Genomic DNA, 24406 nt, shown 5'->3' with positions numbered 1-24406 from the left:
TCTTTTCTTCTATGCCGCTATATCGCTCAATCAATGGGATTGAAACAGGATAAACTGATAAGCGATGAAGCAGCTGACTAATACCACCCCGTGCCAGGGTTTCAATTCCCGGGTGCGACCGCTGAATAACACCAAGACGGCGAGGGCGACACTGGTGGCCATCACCATGTAAAAGTCCCGGCCGCTGGCCATGGCATCTATCTCTCCCGGGGCTATCAGTCCAGGGACCGCGAGCACGGCCAGGATATTGAATAGGTTCGACCCTACAATATTCCCTATCGCCAGGTCATCTTCTTTTTTCAGCACCCCGGCGATGCAGGCGGCGAGCTCGGGCAGGCTGGTGCCTATGGCTATGATGGTCAGGCCTATCACCAGCTCGGAAAGATGGAACGCCTTGGCGATACCGACGGCGCCATCGACCATGAGGTCTGCCGCCAGGGGCAAGAGTACTATGCCCAGCACCAGCCAGAAGAGGGCCCTGGGGGTCGGCACGTCTTTGGGAATTTCGGCATCCGCCTCGGCGTCGAGGGGATCTTGCTGCTTGTTGGTCAGGGCATGCCAGATGAGGTAGGACATGAGCACCAGAAACAGCCCCAAGAGTATGACACCGTCGAGACGGGTCAGCATGCCATCATGCAGCAGATACCCGGCAAGCGCAGTGGCGGCCAGCATCATGGGGATCTCCCGCTTGAGGGTCTGTGAGCTGACGGCGATGGCGCCGAGCAATGAGGTCAATCCCAGGATCAATGCCACATTGGCTATGTTGGAGCCCAACACATTGCCTATGGCTGTGTCCGTCATGCCTTCCATCGAGGCGGTGGCGGCGACAAACATCTCGGGTGCCGAGCTGCCCATGGCGACGACAGTCAGGCCTATGAGCATGGGCGGCAGCCCCAAATTGCGGGCGAAGGCGGCGGCGCCGTAGACAAATTTATCTGCGCTCCAGATCAATACGACTAAGCCAGCAACAAGTAAAAAAACATTAAATAACATTTGATAACAATCGAGAGGGATATTACCCCGCATTTTCGCTGGATTTAACTCAAATTGAAAGTATCCTGACTCGATAGTCGCGATTCGGTTGTAGGTTAAAGCGCAATTACGTACAATTTGCAGCTCTTCGAGACCTCGCCAGGAAGGCGGTTATCTCTTCTTTCATCTCCGGAATCACGCATGACTCAAGATCTATCTCCCTTGGTTGAAATCCGTCATCTCGGTTTTAGTCGTGGCAATCGTGTCATCTATGAAGACATCAGCCTGTCCATCCCCAGGGGGAAGGTGACGGCTATCATGGGGCCGAGTGGCATAGGGAAGACCACCTTGCTCAAACTCATCGGCGGGCAGTTGCAGCCGGATCACGGTCAGGTGTTGTTTGATGGCCATGATGTGCACCGCGCCAGTCGCAGTGAACTGTTCGAGCTGCGTAAACGCATGAGCATGTTGTTTCAGAGCGGCGCCCTGTTCACAGATATCAATGTGTTCGACAATGTCGCCTTCGCGCTGCGTGAACATTCGGGCCTGCCCGAGGCCATCATACGCGCCATAGTACTGATGAAGCTCGAGGCGGTCGGGCTGCGTGGCGCCGCCAACCTGATGCCCAATGAGTTATCAGGTGGTATGCAACGCCGGGCGGCATTGGCGCGGGCGATGGCGCTCGAACCCGAGATGGTGATGTATGACGAGCCCTTCGCCGGCCAGGACCCTATTTCCATGGGGGTGTTGGTCAAGCTGATACGCGAGCTGTCCGATGCCCTCAACCTCACTTCCGTGGTGGTCTCCCACGATGTGCACGAGGTGCTGAGCATAGCGGATTATGTCTATGTGGTTGCAGACAAGAAGGTGATAGCCCATGGCACACCGGCACAGCTGCAAGCGCTCGACAATCCGCAGTTGAAACAATTTATTCAGGGGGCACCGGACGGTCCCGTGCCCTTCCATTATCCGGCCGAGGATTATCAGAAGGAGTTGGCCCGTGGGCTTGATTAACACTATTGCCGCGATGGGTCGCAGCGCCATAGAGATGATGCTGGGCTTCGGCCAGGCGGGTCTCATGTTGTGGGGCGCCATCTTTCAGAAGCCGCGGATTGCCAAGGGGCTTCCTCTGCTGGTGCGGCAGATTTATGTGGTCGGCGTTCAGTCCATGGTGATCATCCTGGTCTCAGGACTCTTCATCGGCCTGGTACTGGCGCTGCAGGGCTATAACATACTCGTGGGTTTCGGCACGGAAGAGAGCCTGGGCCCCATGGTGGCTTTGAGCCTGTTGCGGGAGTTGGGGCCTGTGGTGACTGCCTTGCTGTTTGCCGGCCGGGCCGGTTCGGCGCTGACGGCCGAGATCGGCCTGATGAAGAGCACTGAGCAACTGTCCAGCCTGGAGATGATGGCGATAGATCCCCTCAGGCAGGTGATAGCACCGCGCTTTTGGGCCGGGGTGATCAGCATGCCCTTGCTGGCGCTGATGTTTTCTGCCATAGGCATATACGGCGGCCACCTGGTCGGAGTCGAATGGAAAGGCATAGACAGCGGTGCCTTCTGGTCGATTCTGCAGGATTCGGTCGAGTGGCGTGAAGATATAGTCAATTGTCTGATCAAGAGCCTGGTGTTTGCCGTGGTGATCACCTGGATCGCCTTGTACAGGGGCTATCAGGTGACCCCAAATCCGGAAGGACTCAGCCGTGCGACCACGCAAACCGTGGTGCAGTCGAGCCTGGCGGTATTGGCACTGGATTTCTTGCTCACGACTATGATGTTTGGCCGCTAGCGCTGCCAAGCTGCAACAAATTTGCGTAATACGGATTCTACACAAGGTGGTAAAAGAGTATGTCAACACGGAAAATTGAGTTATTGGTCGGCCTGTTCCTGTTAAGTGGCCTGGCCGCCTTCCTGATACTGGTATTTAACGTCGCCAATGTCGAAGTTAGCTCGGGAAAAAGCAACTATAGCTTACAGGCCAGCTTCAGTAACATTGGCGGCCTCAAGGTACGCTCTCCGGTCAAGGTCGGCGGTGTGGTGGTTGGCCGGGTCAGCGCCATAGAGTTGGATCCCGTGAAGCTGGTGCCCGTGGTGACCCTGACCATGGACAAACGTTACAATCAGTTTCCCGAAACCAGCAGCCTGGCGATCCTGACCTCTGGTCTCTTGGGGGAGCAGTTCCTGGGATTGACCCCGGGTTTTGTCGATGATGATGTCGCCATGCTCGGCGATGGCGATAAAATAGATGACACACGTTCGGCACTGGTGCTGGAAGATCTGATAGGTCAGTTCTTGTACAGCATGTCATCCAAGGATAAATAGGAGTCACACTTATGTTGCGAGCAATATCCCGTTTTTGTTGTGCCTTGATGCTATTCGGTGGTTTGGGGCAGGCCCTGGCCGCAGATGACGGCATCAATACCATGGATCCCTATGCCATGGTGAAAGCCGTGGCCAACAAGACTTTCGATCGTTTTCACCAGGACAAGGCCATCATAGATAAGGACATGGATCATCTGAAACTCATAGTCCGTGAAGAACTGATGCCTTATATCGACTCCAAATACGCCTCTTACAAGGTGCTGGGCCAGTATCTGCGTGATACCACTGCCGATCAGCGTGAGCGTTTCGTGCAGGCCTTCGAAGGCTATCTAATAGCTACCTATGCCCAGGCCTTTACCGAGTACACAGATCAAAAGGTAGAGTTCTCGCCGGCAATCGATTTCAGCAAGGAAAAGATGGTCGATGTGAACGTGCAGATCATAGAAGCGGGACGCCCTCCCATTAAGCTGCAGTTTAAGGTGCGTCGCCTTAAAGACAACAGCTGGAAGGCCTTCGACTTGGTGGCCGAAGGCGTCAGCCTGCTGGCATCCAAGCAGTCAGAGGTGACCAATCTGGTGCGTCAGCAGGGCATAGAGGCAGTGATCGACATGCTCAATGAGCGCACCAAGGCGCATGTGACCAAGGCGAGTCAGCAGAGGACGGCAAAATAGTGGTAGAGTTTGTGCAACAGGGCGAGCAATGCCTGGTCAAGGGCCGTCTGACCCAGACAGATGTGAGTCACCTCTGGACACAGAAGGACACATTGCTGGGCCCTCAGACAAGTGAGCTGGAGTTATCGGCACTCGAATACAGTGACAGCGCGGGTATTGCGTTCCTCATTAGTCTGTCCCGGCAGGGCAGGACGCAACACCTGAGACTGATGGCGCCGTCGCCCCAGCTGAAAAAACTCATCGCATTATATAACTTGGCAGCCTTCTTCTGCGAAGAAGCTAATTGAAAACTAAGGTAAAGATTTCATGGATTGCACATTGATAGAAGAAATACTCACAGCGGCACTAGGACTCGAAGAAGTTCATGTCAGCTCGGATGGCAGCCATTATAAGGTCATTGCCGTCGGCGAATGCTTCGATGGCATGAGTCGGGTGAAGCAACAACAGGCCATCTATGGGCCTCTGAGCGAACAGATCGCCAGCGGTGAATTGCATGCATTGACTATTAAAACTTTTACGCCGACGCAATGGAAACGTGAAAAACTGTTCAACATGCCAGGGTAGAGGATAACAGTGGATAAATTAAAGATTCAGGCCAGCGGCGCCTTGAGCGGCGATGTCGTTATTTCCGGTGCCAAGAATGCCGCCTTACCCATACTCATGGCCGGGGTGTTGGCCGAAGGTGACTTCCTGGTCTCCAACGTGCCGTCGCTGCGCGACGTGAACACCAGCTGCGAATTGCTGCGTTGTTTGGGGGCCGAGGTGACTGACCTGGGCCAGGGGCAGATACGCATCTCGACCGAAAACCTCAATGAATTCTGCGCTCCCTACGATTTGGTCAAGACCATGAGGGCCTCTATCCTGATCCTTGGACCTCTGTTGGCGCGCTTCGGCACCGCCGACGTGTCTCTGCCCGGCGGCTGTGCCATAGGTGCCCGTCCGGTGAACCTGCATCTGCATGGTCTGGAACAGATGGGCGCCAAGATAGAGGTCGAGGAAGGTTATATCAAGGCCAGGGTCGATGGCCGCCTCAAAGGCGCACATATCTTCATGGATATGATCAGCGTCGGTGCCACGGAAAACTTGCTGATGGCGGCGGCGTTGGCCGACGGCGAGACAGTGATAGAGAACGCCGCCCGTGAGCCCGAAGTCATAGACTTGGCCAATTGTCTCATCGCCATGGGCGCCAAAATTACCGGTGTGGGGAGCGCGACCCTGCGTATCCAGGGGGTTGAACGCCTGCAGGGCTGCCACTACCGGGTGATGCCGGATCGCATCGAAACCGGCTCCTTCCTGGTCGCCGCCGCAGTCACCCGCGGCCGCATTCGTTGTCTGGATGCAGATCCTGCGTCCCTGGAGTCTGTGCTGGCCAAGCTCGAAGACGCCGGCGCCGCTATCACCACAGGCAAAGATTGGATCGAGCTGGATATGCAAGGCAAGCGCCCCAAGGCTGTCAACATCAAGACGGCGCCTTACCCAGGTTTCCCAACCGACATGCAGGCCCAGTTCTGCGTGCTCAATGTGCTCGCCGAAGGGAATGCGACCATTACCGAAACCATCTTCGAAAACCGTTTCATGCATGTCCCCGAACTGATACGCATGGGAGCGAACATGGAGCTGGAAGGCAATACCTGCATCATTCACGGCATAGAGAAGCTGAAGGGCGCTCAGGTGATGGCGACGGATCTGCGGGCATCGGCCAGCCTGGTGATCGCAGGCTTGGTCGCAGATGGCACTACTACAGTGGATCGCATCTATCATCTGGATCGCGGTTATGAGCATATCGAAGCCAAGTTTCAGGGGCTGGGTGCCCAGGTCGTCAGGATCAAGTAGGCGGATATCCGGTATCAAGCAAAAAGCCACCTTAGGGTGGCTTTTTTGTGTCTGCTGCCGGCGAGTGGCTTAACCGTTCGATACGGGTTTCTCGCCGATCACCACAGGGATCTCCTGGGGCTTGCCCTGGCGTATTATCGTCATCATCACCTTCTTGCCCGGCATGGTCTCGGCTATTCTGTCCATCAACATTTCGACCCCGGGAACTTCTTCGCCTTCGTATTTGATGATCACGTCTTTGGGCATCAGCTGTGCCTTGGCTGCCGGTCCTGTGGCATCGATACCCGTGATCAACACCCCCTTGGTATCCGGCAGGTTGAGGATCTGCGCGAACACAGGGCTCAGGGCTTCACCCGATATCCCCAAGGCACCGCGAATGACCCGGCCGTGTTGGATGAGTTTATCCATTATGCTGTGAGCCAGCTTGATCGGAATGGCAAAGTTGATGCCGTGACCTCCGCCTTCACCGCCTATCTGGAAGGCGGCGGTATTGATGCCTATCAACTCGCCGCGGGTGTCTATCAGGGCACCACCCGAATTGCCCGCGTTGATGGCGGCATCCGTTTGCAGGAAATCCAGGTAGCCTGTGCTCAGGCCGTTACGGCCGGTGGCGCTGATGATCCCCTGGGTGATGGTTTGTCCCAGGTTGTAGGGATTGCCTATGGCGAGGACCACATCACCCACCTGAACCGGAATATCCAGGTTAATTGGCACTATGGGCAGGTTATCGCCCTCAATCTTGAGCACCGCCAGATCTGTCTCGGGATCCGAGCCTATGACTTCCGAGGTAAATTTGCGCCCGTCCTGCAGCGCGACCACTATCTCATCCGCTTGTTTGATGACGTGGTAATTGGTGAGTATGTAGCCTTCCTTGCTCATGATGACGCCGGAACCCAGCCCCTGGAGCGAACTGGAATTGAGCGGTCGGTTTTGATCTATGCTCAGGCTGTAGATATTGACCACGGCAGGGGCCGCCCGGCGAACTGCCTTGGCGAATGACAGCTCGCTGCCATCGTGAGAGGCGGACTGCAGCAAGCCGTGGTTGCCATTACCGCCGTTGAACAGGGAGGTGGCCAGCAAAAAAATGGCCGCCATGATCAGGCCAAATAAGACCGCCTTACCTAGGTAGTGCAGAGTATTCTTTATATTCATAGGGTGGCTTTGCGGTCGGCTAAAATCAAAAAAGGTGATTTAGATTAACATGTTTAATAATAAGAAGCACAGGTAGCCATAGGCTACCTGTGCTCAACCTTGGCCGGCATAGCGCACCGGCCGTCAATCTGTTGCTTTAACGCAATACCAGGTAGAGTTGGCTCTTGCCTCTGATGAGCTTGAGGGCGACGGCACCCTCCTGATCTTTCAGCTCAGCTTTCAGTGACTTGAGATCCTTAATCTTGGTACGGTTGACCCCGACTATGAGATCTCCCTTCTGCAATCCGCTCAAGGCTGCCGGCGAGCCTTGGGCCACATCTGTGATTTCTATCCCGTTGCTGGCGTTTTCCAGTGTGGCGCCCTGCAGCATGGGATGAATCACACCAGCGGCCGCCTCGCTCGTTTGACTGGCTTCTCCCAGTGTGACCTTGACGGTTTTCTCATCGCCATCGCGTATGAGTCCAAGCTCGAGCTTAGCCCCGGCACCCATGGTCGCGACCTTGGCGCGCAGCTCCTGGAAGGTCTTAATCTTGCGGCCATTGACGCTGACGATAATGTCGCCACCCTTGATGCCTGCCTTGTCGGCGGCACTGCCCGGCATGACTTCGTTGACGAAGCCGCCATGTTGGGTATCCAGTCCGAAGCCCTCGGCCAGCTCGCTGGTCAGATCTTGTCCTGTGACCCCCAGTACCCCGCGTCTGACTTCACCGTGCTCTATCAACTGTTTAACCAGGTTATGGACCATGTTCGCCGGAATGGCGAAGCCTATGCCAACATTGCCGCCGCCGGGAGCCACTATGGCAGTGTTGATGCCGATCAGCTCGCCATTGAGATTAACCAGGGCACCGCCTGAGTTGCCGCTGTTGATGGCCGCATCCGTCTGAATGAAGTTCTCCAGCATTTCAATCCCCAGACCGCTGCGTCCCAGGGCGCTGACTATGCCGGAGGTGACAGTTTGTCCCAGGCCGAAGGGGTTGCCTATGGCAACGGCGAAGTCGCCCACCCGCAGGCTGTCCGAATCCGAGGTCCGGATGGCGGTGAGGTTCTTGGCCTCAATTTGCAACAGGGCGATATCCGACTCGGCATCTGTGCCGATCAACTTGGCTTTGACCTCGCGGCCGTCGTGCAAGCCTATCTTGATTTCATCGGCACCGTCGATCACATGGTTGTTGGTGACTATATAGCCCTTGTCGGCATCTAGGATCACCCCAGAGCCCAGGCCGCGAAACGGCCTTTCCTGCACTTGTTCCTGGGGGGCGTTGGGACCGAAGAAGTAGCGAAATACATCCGGGATCCTTTGCTTGGACACATGGGTACCGGACACGGCCACAGACACAACCGCAGGCGTGGTGCGCTCGAGCATGGGGGCCAGGCTGGGTAACATTTGGCCTTCAACCGTCATGGGGATGGCGGCCTGGGAGATGGCAGGCATCAGACTCAGGCTGACGCCTAGAATTGCGGCTGAAAGTACAGATAATTTTGTCTTCATCTATTCAATGCTCCAAAGGTGTAAGTAATAATCTAGACCCTGTCTTGCTGTCTGAGCCGGCGAGAGTCGAGTCGCTATTGTTAGGGGCGCCATTGCCCTGATATTGACTCCGACTCTGGGTGGTTTAAAAAAGTTCTCTTGATTAACAAAGGTTAATTTTAAATTGTCCGGTATTTCTCAGGCCAAGTTCGTCGATAAGCCAGGCCTTCATCTCCCGCTGTCACCGGCGCCATCCCGGCTGCCAAGGCAAACTCGGCCGGCTCACATATACCTTGCAGCCGACTGGCATGGTACTATTGCGCCGCGCAAGTTCAGCAGAGAAGAGAATATTCGAGTGTCGCAGTTAAGCCCTTGGCAACATTATCAAAAAGATCTTACCCGGGAAGGTTTCTCGCACGACTCTGCCCAGGAAAATGCCGTGAAGGCATTACAAAGGGTATATGAGGATCTGATTAAGGCAAATCAACCCAGATCGGCATGGGGTAAGTTGTTGGGCGCATTCGGCGCTCAATCTCAGTCACACCAGGTTCAGGGCTTGTATCTATGGGGCGGTGTCGGCCGCGGCAAGACCTACCTGATGGATACCTTCTTCGACGCCTTACCCGGGACCAGGAAGCTCAGGGCGCATTTTCATCGCTTCATGCACCAGTTGCATCATGAATTGGGAGAGTTGCCCGGGGTACAAGATCCTTTGTTGCTGATCGCCAAGAAGATGGCGGGGCAATATCAGATCATCTGTTTCGATGAATTCTTCGTCTCCGACATTACCGATGCCATGTTGCTGGGCACGCTATTCCAGGCTCTGTTCAAGGAAGGGGTTGTCTTGGTGGCGACCTCCAATATCATTCCCGATGATCTCTATAAAAACGGCCTGCAAAGGGCGCGTTTCTTGCCCGCCATCGCCCTGATCAATAAGCATTGCCAGGTGTTGAATGTGGATTCTGGGATAGATTATCGCTTACGCACCCTGGAGCAGGCAGAGATTTATCATTACCCGCTGGACCAAGAGGCCGAGACCAACCTGCTGCGATACTTCGGGCAATTGGCGCCCGAGTCTGAAGTATCGACTGCGCCCATAGAGATAGACGGCAGGGAGATCCCTATCCGCAAGCAGGCTCAGGGGGTGTTGCTGGTCGATTTTCGCGCCCTATGTGATGGTCCGCGCAGCCAACGGGATTATATGGAGTTGGCGTGTCAGTATCATACCGTCTTGATCTGTGGGGTAGAGCAGATGGGCGCCCAGCAAACCGGCGATGATATCGCCCGCCGTTTCCTGGCCATGGTCGATGAATTTTACGAGCGTCAGGTGAAGCTGATTATGTCCGCCGCCGTGTTGCTGGAACATATCTATACCGAGGGGCAGTTGAGTTTTGAATTCAGGCGTTGCCGCTCCCGCTTGGTCGAAATGCAATCCCATGATTATTTGGCCCTGGAACATCTACCCTGAGGCGAGGTTCAGGGGGCAAAAGTGCTGCGGCACTCTGCCGGGAAAGCGTGGGCGGCGGGGCAGCCCAGTCCCATGGTTTTTTATGATTTTCATTAAAATATCAGGTGATTTTTAACTCAGCTTTGTCTATAATCCGCCACCTGCCCACGTTACTCCGCCAATTGGGCGGAAGTTGTAAGCCAAATTCCTTGCTCGAAGGGGCACCAGGATAGGCAATTTTGTGTTGTTCGCAAATGCAGACAGCATGTGAGACAGAAATTAACTTTGGGTTTTTGTAATAATGAAGACTTTTACTGCTACACCAGAAACTGTAACTCGTGACTGGTATGTCGTTGACGCAGACGGCAAAACTTTAGGTCGTATCGCTACTGAAATTGCTATCCGTTTACGCGGTAAGCACAAGCCAGAATACACTCCACACGTAGACACAGGTGATTACATCATCGTTGTTAACGCTGACAAAGTGACTGTGACTGGTAACAAAGCGAAAGGCAAGACGTACTACTCGCACTCAGGCTTCCCTGGTGGCATTAAGCAAATCAGCTTCGAGAAGCTGCAAGCGCAGAAGCCAGAAATGATCATCGAGAAAGCAGTCAAGGGTATGTTACCAAAAGGTCCTCTGGGCCGTGCCATGTTCCGTAAACTGAAAGTTTACGCTGGCGCAGAACATAACCACACTGCACAACAACCTCAAGTTCTTGATATCTAAACGGGATTAAGCAAATGGCTGCAACTCAGTACTACGGCACTGGCCGTCGAAAAACTTCTACTGCTCGCGTATTCGCTAAAGCAGGTAGTGGCAACATCGTTGTAAATCAACGCCCTCTGGATCAGTATTTTGGTCGTGAAACTGCTCGTATGGTTGTTCGTCAACCATTGGAGTTGGTTGAAATGACTGACAAGCTGGACATCTATGTAACTGTTAAGGGCGGTGGTACCACTGGCCAAGCAGGCGCCATCCGTCACGGTATCACCCGTGCTCTGATGCAACTGGATGAAGCTCTGCGTCCATCTCTGCGCGCCGCTGGTTTCGTTACCCGTGATGCTCGTAAAGTTGAGCGTAAGAAAGTGGGTCTGCGTAAAGCACGTCGTAAGCCACAATTCTCTAAGCGTTAATACGTTTTCAGAATGTCAAAAAACCCAGCTTATGCTGGGTTTTTTATTGTCTGCTGTCAGCTTATTTGTATTTTAGTGGCAATAACTGACACAATAAGCTTATGTCTGTCATTATCATACGAAATCCCCTTTATGTCTTTGCAACTCATGATGCTCGCGCTGGGTCTTATGCTGATATTCGAGGGCATAGGGCCATTGTGTTTCCCTAAAAAATGGCGCCAATATTTGGCTGAGATTTCAGCACAAAATCAAAGTGTTCTCAGGCGTTTAGGCGGTTCACTCGTCACCGCCGGCCTGGTGTTGCTGATTATTTTTTCATAAATGACTTGCCTTCTGCCCCCTAAAATCTGTTAAAATTCTTTTTTAACCGCAACCTTGCAGCAAACAATGGGCAAAAACGTAGTTGTTCTCGGCACCCAATGGGGTGACGAAGGAAAAGGTAAGATTGTCGACCTTCTAACAGAACAGGCAAAATATGTAGTTCGCTATCAGGGCGGCCACAACGCTGGTCATACTCTGGTTATCGATGGTGATAAAACCGTTCTTCATCTGATCCCGTCAGGCATATTGCGTGATAATGTTAAGTGCATTATCGGTAATGGCGTGGTGCTTGCACCCGATGCGCTGCTGAAAGAGATCAACATGCTCAAAGATCGTGGGGTTCCCGTTGAGGAGCGTCTGCTGATCTCTGAAGCGTGCCCGCTGATCCTGCCTTTCCATTGTGCATTAGACATCGCCCGTGAAAAAGCGCGCGGTAATAACGCTATTGGTACGACAGGACGCGGTATAGGCCCTGCCTACGAAGATAAGATTTCTCGTCGTGGTCTGCGTGTCGGTGATCTGTTCAATGCTGAACTGTTCGCCGAGAAGCTGAAGGAAGTGATGCAGTATCACAACTTTATGCTGACAGAGTATTACGATGTCGAAGCCGTCGATTACGAGCAGACTCTGGCCGATGCATTGGCTATCGCCGATTACCTGAAATCCATGTGTACCGATGTCACCGAACTCTTGGACACTGCGCGAAAAGCCGGTGAACCCATACTGTTCGAAGGCGCTCAAGGCACACTGCTGGATATAGATCACGGTACTTATCCATTTGTGACTTCGTCGAACACGACCGCAGGTGGTGTGGCGACGGGCAGTGGCTTCGGCCCCCGTCACCTGGATTATGTCCTGGGTATCATGAAGGCGTACACCACGCGTGTGGGTGCGGGTCCCTTCCCGACGGAATTGCGCAATGAAATCGGTGACTACTTAGGTACTAAGGGTCATGAATTCGGTGCTACTACGGGTCGTAAACGCCGTCCTGGTTGGTTGGATGCCGTGGCCATGCGCCGCGCGGTACAGATCAACAGCGTCAGCGGTTTCTGTCTGACTAAGTTGGACGTGCTCGATGGTCTGGAAGAAGTGAAGATCTGTGTGGGTTATCAAAATCCAGACGGTTCTATTGCTACCGTGACCCCGTTGGCAGCCGAAGGTTATGAACTGGTGACCCCGGTTTATGAAACCATGCCAGGCTGGAGCGAGTCGACATTCGGTGCGACTTCGATTGAGCAACTGCCACAGGCGGCACTCAATTATATCAAGCGCATCGAAGAGATTTTGGAGACGCCTGTCGACATCATCTCTACCGGTCCTGATAGAAATGAAACCATGATCTTGGTGAATCCGTTCAACTGATCCACAGGTTCAGTCATAAAGGCCGCAGTAGCGGCCTTTTTCTTGCCTGCGCTTTACCCGGTTGCCGGTGCTTGAAATTCAGTCATGGCTCAAGAAATGAGTTATACTGCCGATGCATAGAGTAACCCCATCGTCATCGAGAGCCGTTATGCTGCGTATTGTGTCAGTCATATTGCTGTTAGTTTCAGCGTCAATCAGCCGAGCCGAGCCCCAGGCAGTGGATGTTTACAGCCAGGAGCAGTTGCTGGAGTTGATCCGCAGCAAGCAGTATTTAACCAAGGTGCAGAAAGACGATTGTCAGCTGGTGCAAGATATTGAAGCCAGGGCCGAAGTGTTGAAGCAGCCGCTGTATCAATACCTTTGGGGTGAAATGCTGAATTTTGGCATCTGTGTAAAGGCCAATCCGCCCAGGGGCATTTCCCTGTTGCGCGATGCGGCCGAACAGGGCAGCAGTGAAGCCATGGTGCGGATTGCCGAATATTACCGCGACGGTAAGTTCGTGATCCAGGATAAGGAAAAGGCGGTACATTATGTATTGCCCGCGGCAGCCAACGGTGACTTACCGGCAAGGCTCATGCTGGTCGGCTTGTTCGGCCAGGGGCATGGCAGCCCAAGAGATTACGAATTGGGTTATCATTGGTTGTATAACGATGTTTTCAGTGATGACGCGACGAAAGAGAAAGCATTGAAATTATTGCAGGTGTTAGCCAAGAGAATGCCTGCCAGTGCAGTGGAGCGGGCCCAGCAGGAGCATCTGCGTCCCCGCTAATAGACTTCGCCAGAAGCGAAGACAACATATTTGGATATTGAATGATCAAAGACCCTCATTTTGAGCGTGAACAGGATAAATACGACAAACCCATCCCAAGCCGTGAGTATATTCTCGACTACTTGCGCTCCCAGAAATCCCCTATCACCCGTGACAACATAGCCGTTGCCCTGCAGATCACCGAGGAAGATCAGCTCGAAGCCCTGCGCCGCCGTTTGCGTGCCATGGAGCGTGATGGTGAGTTGGTGTTTACCCGTGGCCAGAGCTACGGCCTGCCCGAACGCATGGATCTGCTCAGCGGTACTGTGATAGGTCACAGGGACGGCTTCGGCTTCTTCAAGCCGGACGAAGGTGGGGATGATCTCTATATTTCCAACCGCGACATGCAGATGTATTTTCACGGCGACAAGGTGCTGGCGCAGAAGGCAGGTGTCGATCGCCGTGGCCGCCGCGAGGCCCGCCTGGTACGTTTGATCGAACCTCGCAGTGCCGCTCTGGTTGGACGTTATCATGTGGACTCGGGCATGGCCTTCGTCGTCGCCGATGACAAGCGTATCACCCAGGAGATCCTCATCGCCGGTGAAGATAAGAACGGTGCCCGGCACGGCGATGTGGTGGTGGTCGAACTGACCCGCCGTCCCGGCCGTTTCGTCAAGGCTGCGGGTAAGATCACCGAGGTGTTGGGACAGCAGATGGCACCGGGCATGGAGATAGAGATCGCCCTGCGCAACTATGATCTGCCCCATACCTGGTCACCCGTGATCGAGAAGAAGCTGCGCCGCATTCCCGATGAAGTGACCGAAGCGGATAAAGCCGGTCGCATCGACTTGCGTCAACTGCCGCTGGTGACCATAGACGGCGAAGATGCCCGGGACTTCGACGATGCCGTATATGCCGAGAAGAAGGCCGGCGGTGGCTGGCGCCTATGGGTGGCGATCGCCGATGTCAGCCATTATGTGCGCACCGACTCGGCGCTGGATACCGAAGCCCGTGCTCGCGGCAACTCAGTGTATTTTCCATCCCAGGTGATCCCCATGCTGCCGGAGAAGCTCTCCAACGGCCTGTGTTCACTGAACCCCCATGTGGATCGTCTCTGCATGGTGGCCGAGATGACAGTCTCGGCTAAAGGCAAACTCTCTGGTTACAAGTTCTATCCGGCGCTGATGAATTCCCATGCCCGCTTCACCTATACCCAGGTCGCGGCCATGCTGGAAGGCGGCCCGATAGCGCCTGAGCATGAGAGCTTATTCCCGCACCTGCAATGTTTGCAATCTCTGTATCTGGCATTGGATGAGCAGCGGGCACAGCGGGGGGCGATCGCCTTCGAAACTGTTGAGACCCAGTTCATTTTCAATGAACAGCGCAAGATAGACAGGATAGTGCCGCGGGCGCGCAATCAGGCCCATAAGATCATCGAAGAATGCATGATCTTGGCCAACGTCTCGGCCGCTAAATTCGTCAAGAAGCAGAAGGGCGAAGTCTTGTACCGGGTACATGAGGCGCCATCGGAACAGAAGCTGGCGAATTTCAAAGAGTTCCTGGCCGAACGCGGCCTGAGCATGGACGGTGGCCTGGAGCCGACCCCGGCGGATTACCAGAACCTGATGCTGAAAATTGCCGACAGGCCAGATGCGGAACTCATTCAGGTGATGTTGCTGCGCTCCATGCGCCAAGCGGTATACACGCCCGATAACGAGGGCCATTTCGGTCTGGCGTTGGAGGAGTATGCACACTTTACCTCGCCTATCCGCCGCTACCCGGATCTGGTGTTGCATAGGGTGATACGTTATCTGCTCACCAAGAAGCAGCAATCGAGTGTCGGCGAGTCGGCGGCTAAGGTGATGCGTTACCTGCTGAAGAGGGAGCAAGACACGAGCTCCGCCAAGTGGACTCAGGATGGCGGCTATCATTATCAGCTCGATGAGCTGGATGCGCTCGGGGAAGAGTGTTCCAACACTGAGCGGCGTGCCGATGAGGCGACCCGTGATGTCAGCGACTGGCTCAAGTGTGAGTTCATGCAAGATCATGTCGGCGACAGCTTCGAGGCAGTGATCGCCTCGGTCACCAGTTTTGGCCTGTTTGTGCGCCTCAACGACCTGTTCATCGACGGCTTGGTGCATATCTCCAGCCTGGGCAGTGACTATTTCCAATTCGATCCCATGCGCCAGCGCCTGATAGGTGAGAATACCAGGAAGGTGTATCAGCTGGGTGATCCCGTGATGGTGAAAGTGGCCGCGGTGAACCTGGACGACAGGCAGATAGATCTCATCATGCTGGGTGATGAAGCCAAGGGGCGGCGCAAAGCCGGCGGCAAGAAGCCCTTGACCGCCAGGGAGCGTGTCAATCGCGAAGGCGCCAAACTCGCGGGCGGCAAGGCCAAGGCCGGGGAGCGCAAGCCCAAGGGCCATGCCGGCGATAAGCCAAAGACCAAGGCCAAGACGACCACTGAAGACACGGCCCAGAACAAGAAGCCAAAGACCGCCAAGCGGCGCACGAGAAAGAAGTAAATGAAAAAACAAGATATGATTTTTGGGATCCATGCCTTCGAAGCCCTGTTGAGCACCAGCCCGGAGCGGATCATCGAACTTTGGTTGCTGCAGGGGCGCGACGATGAGCGTTTGCAGCCCCTGGTCGCCAGGGCCGAGGCCTTCGGTGTGACTGTGCAGCTGGCGTCCCGCAAAGTACTGGACGATAAGGCCCAAAGCAGCCAACACCAGGGGATAGTCGCACGGGTGAAAGCCGCTAAGGTCTTGAACGAGGCGGATCTGGACGAATTGCTGGCCATCACCGAGGTGCCTTTCCTGCTGATCTTGGATGGGGTCACAGATCCCCATAACCTGGGGGCCTGTCTGCGCAATGCCGACGCTGCCGGCGTGCAGGGCATCATAGTGCCCAAAGACAACTCGGTCGGGTTGACCTCCACCGTCAGTAAGGTGGCCTGCGGCGCCGCCGAGACTGTGCCTTTATTTCAGGTAACCAATCTTGCCCGTACCATGCGCCACCTGCAGGACAAGGGCATATGGATCATAGGCACCGCGGGCGAAGCGGATTGTGAATTGTATCAGGCCGAACTCAAGGGACCGCTGGCCATCGCCATGGGCGCCGAAGACAAGGGGCTGCGTCGCCTGACTCGTGAGAGCTGTGATACCTTGGTTTCCATCCCCATGGCGGGCAGTGTTTCCAGCCTCAACGTGTCGGTAGCCACCGGCGTGTGTTTGTTCGAGGCAGTGCGTCAGCGCCTGGGGTGAATGTGCATTGTAGCTGATAGGGCGGGCGCGAAAGCGGGCCGCCATCAATGAAAAACGGGACCGGCATTAGCCAGTCCCGTTTTTTTATGGGTCTCAGTGACTCTTATTGAAAGGTATAGAGCAGATTGAAGGTGGTGATGGTATCTGTCTGTTGGCTGTCTTCAGGTACCACTTCAGTGTATTTGACGTTGACGCCAATTTTGAATGCCCAGTCCTGAAACAGCAGATTTTTATAGTTCATTTCCAGGGTCAGGGTGCTGTTATCTTCACCCGCTTCGGCGGTGAGATCGGCATTGAGGCTGGTGTATTCCTGCAGCTTCTGGGAAAACTTGGCCGCGGTACGCAAGATGAGGTCTTTATTGGCGGCCGGATCGGGATCCGTGTCTGTGGCGGCAGGCAGGTTGTAGCGGTAACCCGGGCCGACTTCGAGGCTGAACTTGGTCTTGTCACTGCTGATAACATCGAAACCATAACCGCTGGACAAGGTGTAGATGCGGGTGTAACTGCCGAATTGATCCCAGGTCAGTTCGCCGCGGCCGAAGATGTAGCCGCCATCGAGTTTCAGGCTGGACTGCAGCTGTACATTATACTTCTCTGAGGTGGTTTTTTCCGCGTCGGAGGCGAAGTAGGCCTTGAAGGTGCCTTCCTGTTTGGCGACTTGGGTGTCATACACCAGCATGGTCCTGCCATTGAAGCTGCTGGACTCGGTATTGCCCGTATTGAGTTGGAACCCTGCCTCTATTTCGGCGGTGAAATCACTCGGCGGTTCCTGATAATCCGGGGGAACCAGGGCGAAGGCCGGAGGTGCGAGGCAAAGAAGACAGGTGATACATATGGCTCGTAACATGCTTTTTATTCTTAGTCGGAGTTTATTTTAAGATCCCGGATCCGGATGAGGCGCCATGATACCCGGATTGCCTTTGACAGCAAAGTTATTGCTTGAATTTCATGCCGGGTTTATGTACTATCTCGCGCCTAATTCAGTCACTTTATTTCGTTCCTTGCCTCCATTTGGTCTGACTGAGCCAATACCGAGGCTACTTAACCGTAAGGAGCAATAAATGCGTCATTACGAAATCGTATTTATGGTTCACCCAGATCAAAGTGAACAAGTACCAGGTATGATTGAGCGTTACACAGGTGTTATCACCGCAGCTAACGGCACAATCCACCGCCTGGAAGATTGGGGCCGTCGTCAACTGGCTTACCCAATCCAAGACCTGCATAAAGCTCACTACGTTCTGTTGAACGTTGAAGCAGCGGCAGAGACAATTGACGAGCTAGAAACAGCTTTCCGTTTCAATGACGCCGTTCTGCGTAGCATGGTTATGCGTACTAAAGCTGCCATCACCGAAGCATCACCAATGGCTAAAGCTAAAGATGAGCGCGATTCACGTCGTGGCCCAGCTGGCGAAAGATCATTTGATGAAGCTAGAGAAAACGCTGAAGAAAACGCTGAGTAAGTTTATCTGTGACCACCAATCACTTGGTGTTATCAGGAACCATAACCCGTTCCCGATGCTTTAACAGCCCGGCAGGCATCGCACACAGTGTGATCATGCTGGAACACAAATCGCAGCGCTATGAAGCAGAGATGCTCAGAAATGTGTACTGCCAGATACAAGTGGTCTTGAGTGGCCCGCGCTTTGAAAGCGTCGCAGATGAATTAAAAGCAGGTGTGGAGATACGAGTCGAAGGCTTCATGACACTACAACAGGGTCGTAATGGTCAAAATCGTCTGGTACTGCATGCCGAAAATGTCGAATTGAAATCTTAGGAGACTGTCAAAATGGCACGTTATTTCCGTCGTCGCAAGTTCTGCCGTTTCACCGCTGAAGGTGTTACTGAGATCGATTACAAAGATATTGTAACTCTGAAGAACTATATCACTGAAAGTGGCAAAATCGTTCCAAGCCGTATCACTGGTACTAGTGCTAAATACCAGCGTCAACTAGCTCGTGCTATCAAGCGTGCTCGTTATCTTTCTCTACTGCCATACACTGATTTACATCAGTAATTGCCAGTATTAATTCCTAATCGAATATAGAGGATTTGATAATGAACGTTATTCTGCTTGATAAGATCGCTAACCTGGGTAACCTGGGTGACCAAGTTTCAGTTAAGGCCGGTTACGCTCGTAACTACCTGCTGCCACAAGGTAAAGCTGTTGTTGCTAACGAAGGAAACGTTAAAGTTTTCGAAGCGCGTCGCGCCGAGTTAGAAGCTAAACTGGCTGCCGAATTGGCTGCTGCTAACCAACGTGCCGAAGCACTGTCTGCTCTGGAAGCTGTTGTTATCGCTTCTAAAGCCGGCGATGAAGGCAAACTGTTCGGTTCAGTTGGCAACCGTGACATCGCCGATGCAGTGACTGCTGCCGGCGTTGAACTGGCTAAATCAGAAGTTCGTTTACCATTAGGCGCTCTGCGTACTACTGGCGACTTCGAAGTTGAAGTTCAGTTGCACACAGAAGTTAAAGCTGCCGTTAAAGTTTCTGTCGTTGCAGAAGCTTAATCGAGCTTAGCTTGATGAAAAAACACCGCCCCAGGGCGGTGTTTTTTTATGCCTGTTGACCAGGTTCCAGTGCGGTTAAGTATTGGGTGCGCTCCGTTAGGCCAACATAGTGTGTCTTTGGCAGCGATTGGGCGTTGAAGCGACGCAACAGGAGTCGGTGCCCGCCGGCTCCTGCTTCGGGTTAGTTTCTTACCAAATCCAACTCTCTCAGCAAATTATCTGCGTGATCTACTTCATCCATCATCCAGAGTATGTAGCGGATATCCACATGCACTGCGCGGGTGATATCGGGATTAAAGAACCAGTCCTTGGTGATGGCCTCATAGGTGGAGTCGAAGTTCAATCCAACCAGCTCCCCCTTACCGTTAAGCACGGGTGAACCCGAGTTGCCGCCTGTGGTATCGGCGCTGGAGAGGAAGTTAACCGGCACAGAATCGAAGGCGGGTCGTGCCTGAGCGCAGGACAGCAGGCGGCAGAGCCAGCCGCGTGAGTCCCGATAGACCTCTGCTACCTTGTGGCTGCCATAGCGCTTGGCTTTGATGGCCTCGAGCAGCTTAGCCGGTGCATTGTAAGGCGCAACCCCTGTGTGTTTCGCCACTATGCCCTCGAGGCGGGTGAACGGCTGCTTGTAGAGGGCATCGCGGGACTGGTAGCCATCGACCACACCATAGGTGATCCTCAGGGTGCCGTTGGCATCCGGATACACGGGCCAGCCCTTGGCCTTGTAGTAGGAGATCACAGACTTCATATATTCTGGGCGGGCGATGGACAATTGGCCTTCGAGTGTTTTCTCGGCCAGCTCCTGCGCCATGTTGGTGTCGTACAAGGCAACGGCCAGACGGATGAAGGGATCGCTGCTGCTCTCGAAGGCGCTGACCTCGGCATTCATCCATTCAAGGCGCTGAGCCCTGTCTGTGAGTGAGGTCAGGGCATAGAGACCGTCGAGCCTGTCGCTCAGGCTGGCAGCCTTATTCTGATTGCCAAGCAGTTCATCGAGCGCGGCGACTCTGTTGTCCTGGGCCAGGTAGGCCTCCAAGTCCTGTTGCCACAGGGCCTTGTCGACACTTACATCGAAGCTGGTGTCTATGCGTTTGAGGCGCGCGGTAAACATCTTCATGTCTCGCTGCTGATAGCCTGGCTCACGCTCGGCATCGGCTCTTTGGCGTTCTTTCGCCAAGCGGTACAGGCTGTTGGCCGTGGTCAGCAGGGTGCTGGATTGGGCATTATCGAAGAAGTAGTGCGCTTGCTGTTGTCTATGTGCCTGTTCGAGCAAGGCTTCCAGCCGAGGGAGCGAGTCTTGGCCGGTCCCGCCTGCCTGTGTCAGCCATTGCTGGTAGTCATTTTCACGCTGCTGCTTGATAGCCGCTATGTCCGTGGCCCTGAAGCCATCGAGCAGGCCATTGAGTTTCTTCATCCGGTTCGCCATCGACGCCAGGGAGCCGGCATATTTGATGGCAACATCGGCATCGGCCGCGCCCATGGCCGTTATTGTGTCTATCTGTTGTCGATAACGTTTGGCTTGGAGCGGGTAGAGCCAGTCGCTGGCAAACCTGAGTTCGCTGGTGAGGCTGTAACGACTGGTCGAGCCGGGATAACCTGCGACCAGGATACCGTCACCTGCCTTGACTCCGTCGGCGTTGATTTTCAGGTAGCTCTCTGGCCGGTAGGGAACGTTATCTGCGGCATAGCCGGCGGGTTGACCGTCTTTGCCGACATAGGCCCGCAGAAAGCTGAAATCGCCCGAGTGCCTTGGGTATTCGTAGTTGTCTATGTCGCCACCGTAGGCCCCGACACTGGCCGGCGGTGCATACACCAGGCGCACATCGCGGATGATGAGCTGTTTGATCAGGTAATATTCCAAGCCATTATGATAGCTGCGTACCGAACAGCGGTAATTTTCGTCGGCTTCACAGGCCTTGACCAGTGCCTTGCTGTTGGCCTGTATGGTCTGGTAACGCGCCAGCGGTTGCTGGCTCAAGCCTGAGATCACCTTGTCCGTGACATCCGTCACCGCCTGGGTGATATAGAGGCGTTCATTGGGGCCTGCCGAAGGCTCCTGCGCTAAGCTGTTGGCCAGAAAGCCTTGTTCCAGATAATTGTGCTCTTTCTTGCTGTTGTATTGAATGGCGCGATAGGCGCAATGATGGTTAGTGACAACTAGCCCTTGGGGGGATACAAAACTGGCGGTACAATAGCCCAGCCCGACGACCGCATTCATGGGGTAACGGCCGAGATCGGCCAGTTGTTCGGCGGCTATGCCTATGCCGCGTTCCGTGAGTTGTTCGGTGATCGAGGGCATTTGATAGGGTTGCCACTGGCCTTCATCGGCATAGCAGATGCCGGATGTCAGGAGCAGGGCTGCAACCAAGGGATTACGCATGTTGATTCCTTATTTATTTTTAGATAGTCCGTTGAGGTGGGGCCAAGAGTTAGCTATCTTGCTAGGTTCCGTCTTGTTTGACCCGTTTTATAGCATATTTTGTAAAGCCGTTGGAAACTGGGAGTATGAATGTCACAGCAAGGTGCTTTTAAGCCGAAGAGCAAGCCAAGAGATGCACAGATAGATGCGCTTAAATTGCCACCTCACTCGATAGAAGCCGAACAGTCTGTGCTCGGCGGCTTGATGTTGGATGCGGAGGCCTGGGACAAGGTCGCCGAGGCGGTGGTGAAAGAAGACTTCTACTCCCGTTCCCACAGGATGATCTTCTCGGCCATGCATAGGTTGATCGAAACCAGTCAGCCGATCGACTTGATCACAGTTTCCGAGCAGCTGGAAATTGAAAGCCAACTGGAAGAAGCCGGTGGCTTCGCTTATCTGGGGGAGATCGCCAAGAATACCCCGAGTGCCGGCAACATACTGTCCTACGCCGAAATCGTGCGCGAGCGTGCCGTGGTGCGGGAGATGATCCGCGTGGCACACGAGATAGCCGACGCCGGCTACAATCCCGAGGGGCGCGACTCGGGCGCCTTGCTGGACTTGGCCGAGAGCAAGGTATTCAAGATTGCCGAGCAGCGCACCAATGCCAACGAAGGCCCGGAAGGCATCAAGACCATTCTGGAAAAAACCGTCGATAAGATAGAACAGCTGTATAACAATCCCCATAACGGTGTGACCGGGGTCTCCAGCGGCTTCGGTGATCTCGACAAGATGACCGCCGGCTTCCAGTCCGGTGACTTGATCATCGTCGCCGCCCGTCCGTCCATGGGTAAGACCACTTTCGCGATGAACCTGTGCGAGCAGGCGGCACTCAATGAAGACAAGCCTGTGCTGATCTTCAGTCTCGAGATGCCCTCGGAACAGATCATGATGCGTATGCTGGCCTCCCTCGGCCGCGTCGATCAGACCAAGATACGTACCGGCCAGCTGGACGATGACGACTGGGCACGGGTGTCCTCCACCATGGGGATCATGCTCGAACAGGGCAAGATGTATATAGATGACGGCTCGGGTCTGACGCCGACCGAGGTGCGCAGCCGGGCCAGACGCATTGCCCGCGAGTACGGCGGGCTGTCGATGATCATGATAGATTACCTGCAGTTGATGCAGGTGCCGGCATTGTCGGATAACCGTACCCTGGAAATCGCCGAGATCTCCCGCTCCCTCAAGGCATTGGCCAAGGAGCTGGAGATCCCTGTCATCGCCCTGTCACAGCTGAACCGCTCGCTCGAGCAGCGTGCCGATAAGCGCCCGGTCAACTCGGATCTGCGTGAATCCGGCTCCATCGAGCAGGATGCGGATCTCATCATGTTCATCTATCGTGACGAGGTCTATAACAACGATTCCCAAGACAAGGGCACGGCTGAAATCATCATAGGCAAGCAGCGTAATGGCCCCATAGGCAGGGTGCGCTTGACCTTCCAGGGACAATTCTCGCGTTTCGACAATTACGCCGGCCCTCAGTTTGAAGAAGACTAAGCTGGCCGAGCCGGCAGTATTTTTATTTTCCGTGACCACAAGGCAAATTTTTGAAACCTTTTCCCCGTGCAGAAATAAGCAGTAGCGCCTTGCAAACCAACCTGGCCAGATTGCGCCAGATAGCCCCCGCCAGTCGCGTGATGGCCGTGGTCAAGGCCAACGGCTACGGCCATGGGCTGTTGAATGTCGCCCAGTGCCTGAATAAAAACGCCGATGGCTTCGGCCTGGCGCGCCTGGAAGAAGCCCTGGAGCTGAGGGAAGGCGGGGTGAGCGCCAAGCTGCTGCTGTTGGAAGGCGTATTTCGCGGCGCAGATCTGCCCCTGTTGGTGGCCCACGACATAGAGACAGTGGTGCATCACGAGTCCCAGCTGCAGATGCTGGAGCAGGCGCTGCTGGCCAAGCCGGTTAGCGTTTGGCTGAAAATCGATTCCGGCATGCATAGGCTGGGATTTGCCCCCGAGCAATTTTCTGAGGTGTATGCCAGGTTAATGGCCTGTCCTCAGGTGGCCAAACCCATTCATCTGATGACCCACTTCGCCTGTTCGGATGAGCCTGACAACGACTTCACCGCCAGGCAGGTGCAGCTATTCAACAGCCTCACCCAAGGACTGCCGGGCGAGCGTACCCTGGCGAACTCGGCCGGTGCCTTGTATTGGCCCGAGAGCCAGGGGGATTGGATACGTACCGGTATCGCTCTCTATGGTGTTTCACCTGTGACCGGAGATTGCGGTGCCAATCATGGCCTGGTGCCCGCAATGCAATTGGTTTCCTCCTTGATTGCGGTGCGTGAACATGGCGCTGGGCAACCCGTAGGCTACGGCTGTCATTGGACCGCCAAGCAGGACACCCGCTTGGGCGTGGTTGCCATAGGTTATGGCGATGGCTACCCGCGCAATGCCCCTCCAGGCACCCCTGTATGGGTCAATGGCCGGCGGGTGCCTATCGTCGGGCGGGTATCCATGGATATGTTGACGGTAGATCTGGGCAAAGAGGCGACAGATAAGGTCGGTGACGACGCCGTCTTGTGGGGGCCTCAGTTACCTGTCGAGGAAGTGGCCGAGTACATAGGCACCATAGCCTACGAACTTGTGACCAAGCTGACCCCCAGAGTGGCCGTTTGCCTGACCTGAATTGCCGGCTCAAGTTGAGTCAGCTTAGCCGCCAGCCTTATCCTGGGTTATCGCATCACAGAGCCAATTCGGGTTGCCAGGCAGCAGCCCTATGCTCCCTGAGGTTCCCTCGCTAGTTTGCTGTCGTTTTGCGGGTTTGCAGTGTAAAAT

The 24406-nt window shown here is 54.6% G+C and carries 26 protein-coding genes; 21 read left to right on the top strand and 5 right to left on the bottom strand.

The genetic code is table 11. The annotated features are described in order from the left end of the window. Positions 1-30 precede the first annotated feature (30 nt). Positions 31-993 carry a calcium/sodium antiporter gene (locus LZP73_RS12865; protein ID WP_234235416.1) on the bottom strand — a complete coding sequence of 321 codons (963 nt, stop codon included), beginning with the start codon at positions 991-993 and terminating at the stop codon, positions 31-33. 180 nt (positions 994-1173) lie between these two features. On the opposite strand from LZP73_RS12865, the gene mlaF reads away from it, so the two are divergent. Genes mlaF through murA form a run of 7 tightly spaced genes read left to right on the top strand, consistent with a single transcriptional unit; the run spans position 1174 to position 5795 of the window. Further along, positions 1174-1986: a phospholipid ABC transporter ATP-binding protein MlaF gene (gene mlaF, locus LZP73_RS12860; RefSeq protein WP_169563969.1), complete on the top strand. Its 813-nt coding sequence runs from the start codon at positions 1174-1176 to the stop codon at positions 1984-1986. Between the two features lie 13 nt (positions 1987-1999). Next, the gene (gene mlaE, locus LZP73_RS12855) at positions 2000-2758 is read left to right on the top strand and encodes a lipid asymmetry maintenance ABC transporter permease subunit MlaE (protein ID WP_267960184.1); all 759 of its coding nucleotides are present in this window, start codon (positions 2000-2002) and stop codon (positions 2756-2758) included. Between the two features lie 59 nt (positions 2759-2817). Continuing rightward, positions 2818-3291 carry an outer membrane lipid asymmetry maintenance protein MlaD gene (mlaD, locus tag LZP73_RS12850; protein WP_234235414.1) on the top strand — a complete coding sequence of 158 codons (474 nt, stop codon included), beginning with the start codon at positions 2818-2820 and terminating at the stop codon, positions 3289-3291. 11 nt (positions 3292-3302) lie between these two features. Beyond that, positions 3303-3962: an MlaC/ttg2D family ABC transporter substrate-binding protein gene (locus tag LZP73_RS12845; protein ID WP_234235413.1), complete on the top strand. Its 660-nt coding sequence runs from the start codon at positions 3303-3305 to the stop codon at positions 3960-3962. Further along, positions 3962-4249: an STAS domain-containing protein gene (locus LZP73_RS12840; RefSeq protein WP_234235412.1), complete on the top strand. Its 288-nt coding sequence runs from the start codon at positions 3962-3964 to the stop codon at positions 4247-4249. Before LZP73_RS12845 ends, LZP73_RS12840 begins: the two co-directional genes overlap by 1 nt. 19 nt (positions 4250-4268) lie before the next feature. Beyond that, entirely contained in the window at positions 4269-4526 is a 258-nt protein-coding gene (locus LZP73_RS12835; RefSeq protein ID WP_169563974.1) for a BolA family protein, read from the top strand. Positions 4527-4535: 9 nt separating this feature from the next. After that, complete coding sequence (murA, locus tag LZP73_RS12830) at positions 4536-5795, top strand: UDP-N-acetylglucosamine 1-carboxyvinyltransferase (RefSeq protein WP_234235411.1); 1260 nt, start codon at positions 4536-4538, stop codon at positions 5793-5795. A 69-nt stretch (positions 5796-5864) separates the two neighbouring features. On the opposite strand, the gene degS is transcribed toward murA, so the two are convergent. Together degS and degQ are read right to left on the bottom strand one after the other, a co-directional pair. Then, complete coding sequence (gene degS, locus LZP73_RS12825; RefSeq protein ID WP_234235410.1) at positions 5865-6947, bottom strand: outer membrane-stress sensor serine endopeptidase DegS; 1083 nt, start codon at positions 6945-6947, stop codon at positions 5865-5867. Positions 6948-7083: 136 nt separating this feature from the next. Then, on the bottom strand, positions 7084-8436 hold the full coding sequence (gene degQ, locus LZP73_RS12820; protein WP_234235409.1) for a Do family serine endopeptidase DegQ: 1353 nt from the start codon (positions 8434-8436) through the stop codon (positions 7084-7086). Positions 8437-8770: 334 nt separating this feature from the next. On the opposite strand from degQ, the gene zapE reads away from it, so the two are divergent. The 8 genes from zapE to rlmB all read left to right on the top strand — a co-directional run bounded on the left by zapE (position 8771) and on the right by rlmB (position 16699). Next, the gene (zapE, locus tag LZP73_RS12815; protein ID WP_234235408.1) at positions 8771-9883 is read left to right on the top strand and encodes a cell division protein ZapE; all 1113 of its coding nucleotides are present in this window, start codon (positions 8771-8773) and stop codon (positions 9881-9883) included. Positions 9884-10163: 280 nt separating this feature from the next. Then, positions 10164-10592, top strand: a complete 429-nt coding sequence (gene rplM / locus LZP73_RS12810; RefSeq protein WP_234235407.1) for a 50S ribosomal protein L13 — start codon at positions 10164-10166, stop codon at positions 10590-10592. Positions 10593-10606: 14 nt separating this feature from the next. Then, entirely contained in the window at positions 10607-10999 is a 393-nt protein-coding gene (rpsI, locus tag LZP73_RS12805; protein ID WP_234235406.1) for a 30S ribosomal protein S9, read from the top strand. Positions 11000-11131: 132 nt separating this feature from the next. Further along, the gene (locus LZP73_RS12800; RefSeq protein ID WP_169563981.1) at positions 11132-11320 is read left to right on the top strand and encodes a DUF2065 domain-containing protein; all 189 of its coding nucleotides are present in this window, start codon (positions 11132-11134) and stop codon (positions 11318-11320) included. Positions 11321-11386: 66 nt separating this feature from the next. After that, complete coding sequence (locus tag LZP73_RS12795; RefSeq protein ID WP_234235405.1) at positions 11387-12682, top strand: adenylosuccinate synthase; 1296 nt, start codon at positions 11387-11389, stop codon at positions 12680-12682. 148 nt (positions 12683-12830) lie between these two features. After that, positions 12831-13451 (top strand): flagellar protein MotX, encoded by a 621-nt coding sequence (locus LZP73_RS12790; protein WP_234235404.1) that lies wholly within the window; start codon positions 12831-12833, stop codon positions 13449-13451. A 41-nt stretch (positions 13452-13492) separates the two neighbouring features. Continuing rightward, the gene (gene rnr / locus LZP73_RS12785; protein ID WP_234235403.1) at positions 13493-15958 is read left to right on the top strand and encodes a ribonuclease R; all 2466 of its coding nucleotides are present in this window, start codon (positions 13493-13495) and stop codon (positions 15956-15958) included. Next, positions 15959-16699, top strand: coding sequence for a 23S rRNA (guanosine(2251)-2'-O)-methyltransferase RlmB (rlmB, locus tag LZP73_RS12780; protein WP_234235402.1), 741 nt, complete (start codon positions 15959-15961; stop codon positions 16697-16699). It abuts the gene before it with no gap. 103 nt (positions 16700-16802) lie between these two features. On the opposite strand, the gene LZP73_RS12775 is transcribed toward rlmB, so the two are convergent. Further along, positions 16803-17546: a DUF481 domain-containing protein gene (locus tag LZP73_RS12775; protein WP_234235401.1), complete on the bottom strand. Its 744-nt coding sequence runs from the start codon at positions 17544-17546 to the stop codon at positions 16803-16805. Between the two features lie 214 nt (positions 17547-17760). Here LZP73_RS12775 and rpsF point away from each other — a divergent pair, with 214 nt between their 5' ends. Genes rpsF through rplI form a run of 4 tightly spaced genes read left to right on the top strand, consistent with a single transcriptional unit; the run spans position 17761 to position 19210 of the window. Beyond that, positions 17761-18162 carry a 30S ribosomal protein S6 gene (gene rpsF, locus LZP73_RS12770; protein WP_234235400.1) on the top strand — a complete coding sequence of 134 codons (402 nt, stop codon included), beginning with the start codon at positions 17761-17763 and terminating at the stop codon, positions 18160-18162. A gap of 8 nt (positions 18163-18170) precedes the next feature. Next, the gene (gene priB / locus LZP73_RS12765; protein WP_169563988.1) at positions 18171-18476 is read left to right on the top strand and encodes a primosomal replication protein N; all 306 of its coding nucleotides are present in this window, start codon (positions 18171-18173) and stop codon (positions 18474-18476) included. A 12-nt stretch (positions 18477-18488) separates the two neighbouring features. Further along, positions 18489-18716 (top strand): 30S ribosomal protein S18, encoded by a 228-nt coding sequence (gene rpsR, locus LZP73_RS12760; RefSeq protein WP_169563989.1) that lies wholly within the window; start codon positions 18489-18491, stop codon positions 18714-18716. Between the two features lie 41 nt (positions 18717-18757). Further along, on the top strand, positions 18758-19210 hold the full coding sequence (rplI, locus tag LZP73_RS12755; protein WP_234235399.1) for a 50S ribosomal protein L9: 453 nt from the start codon (positions 18758-18760) through the stop codon (positions 19208-19210). Positions 19211-19391: 181 nt separating this feature from the next. Here rplI and LZP73_RS12750 read toward each other — a convergent pair whose 3' ends face one another. Continuing rightward, positions 19392-21590 carry a S46 family peptidase gene (locus LZP73_RS12750; RefSeq protein WP_234235398.1) on the bottom strand — a complete coding sequence of 733 codons (2199 nt, stop codon included), beginning with the start codon at positions 21588-21590 and terminating at the stop codon, positions 19392-19394. 129 nt (positions 21591-21719) lie between these two features. Here LZP73_RS12750 and dnaB point away from each other — a divergent pair, with 129 nt between their 5' ends. Together dnaB and alr are read left to right on the top strand one after the other, a co-directional pair. Further along, positions 21720-23126: a replicative DNA helicase gene (gene dnaB / locus LZP73_RS12745; protein ID WP_234235397.1), complete on the top strand. Its 1407-nt coding sequence runs from the start codon at positions 21720-21722 to the stop codon at positions 23124-23126. Between the two features lie 50 nt (positions 23127-23176). After that, entirely contained in the window at positions 23177-24256 is a 1080-nt protein-coding gene (gene alr / locus LZP73_RS12740; RefSeq protein WP_234235396.1) for an alanine racemase, read from the top strand. Positions 24257-24406: the final 150 nt, after the last annotated feature.

Origin of the sequence: Shewanella sp. AS16, from assembly GCF_021412365.1 — a bacterium.
Lineage (GTDB): Bacteria > Pseudomonadota > Gammaproteobacteria > Enterobacterales > Shewanellaceae > Shewanella > Shewanella salipaludis.
The sequence above is the reverse complement of the archived record's forward strand: the minus strand, read 5'-3'. Positions and strand labels throughout refer to the sequence as shown.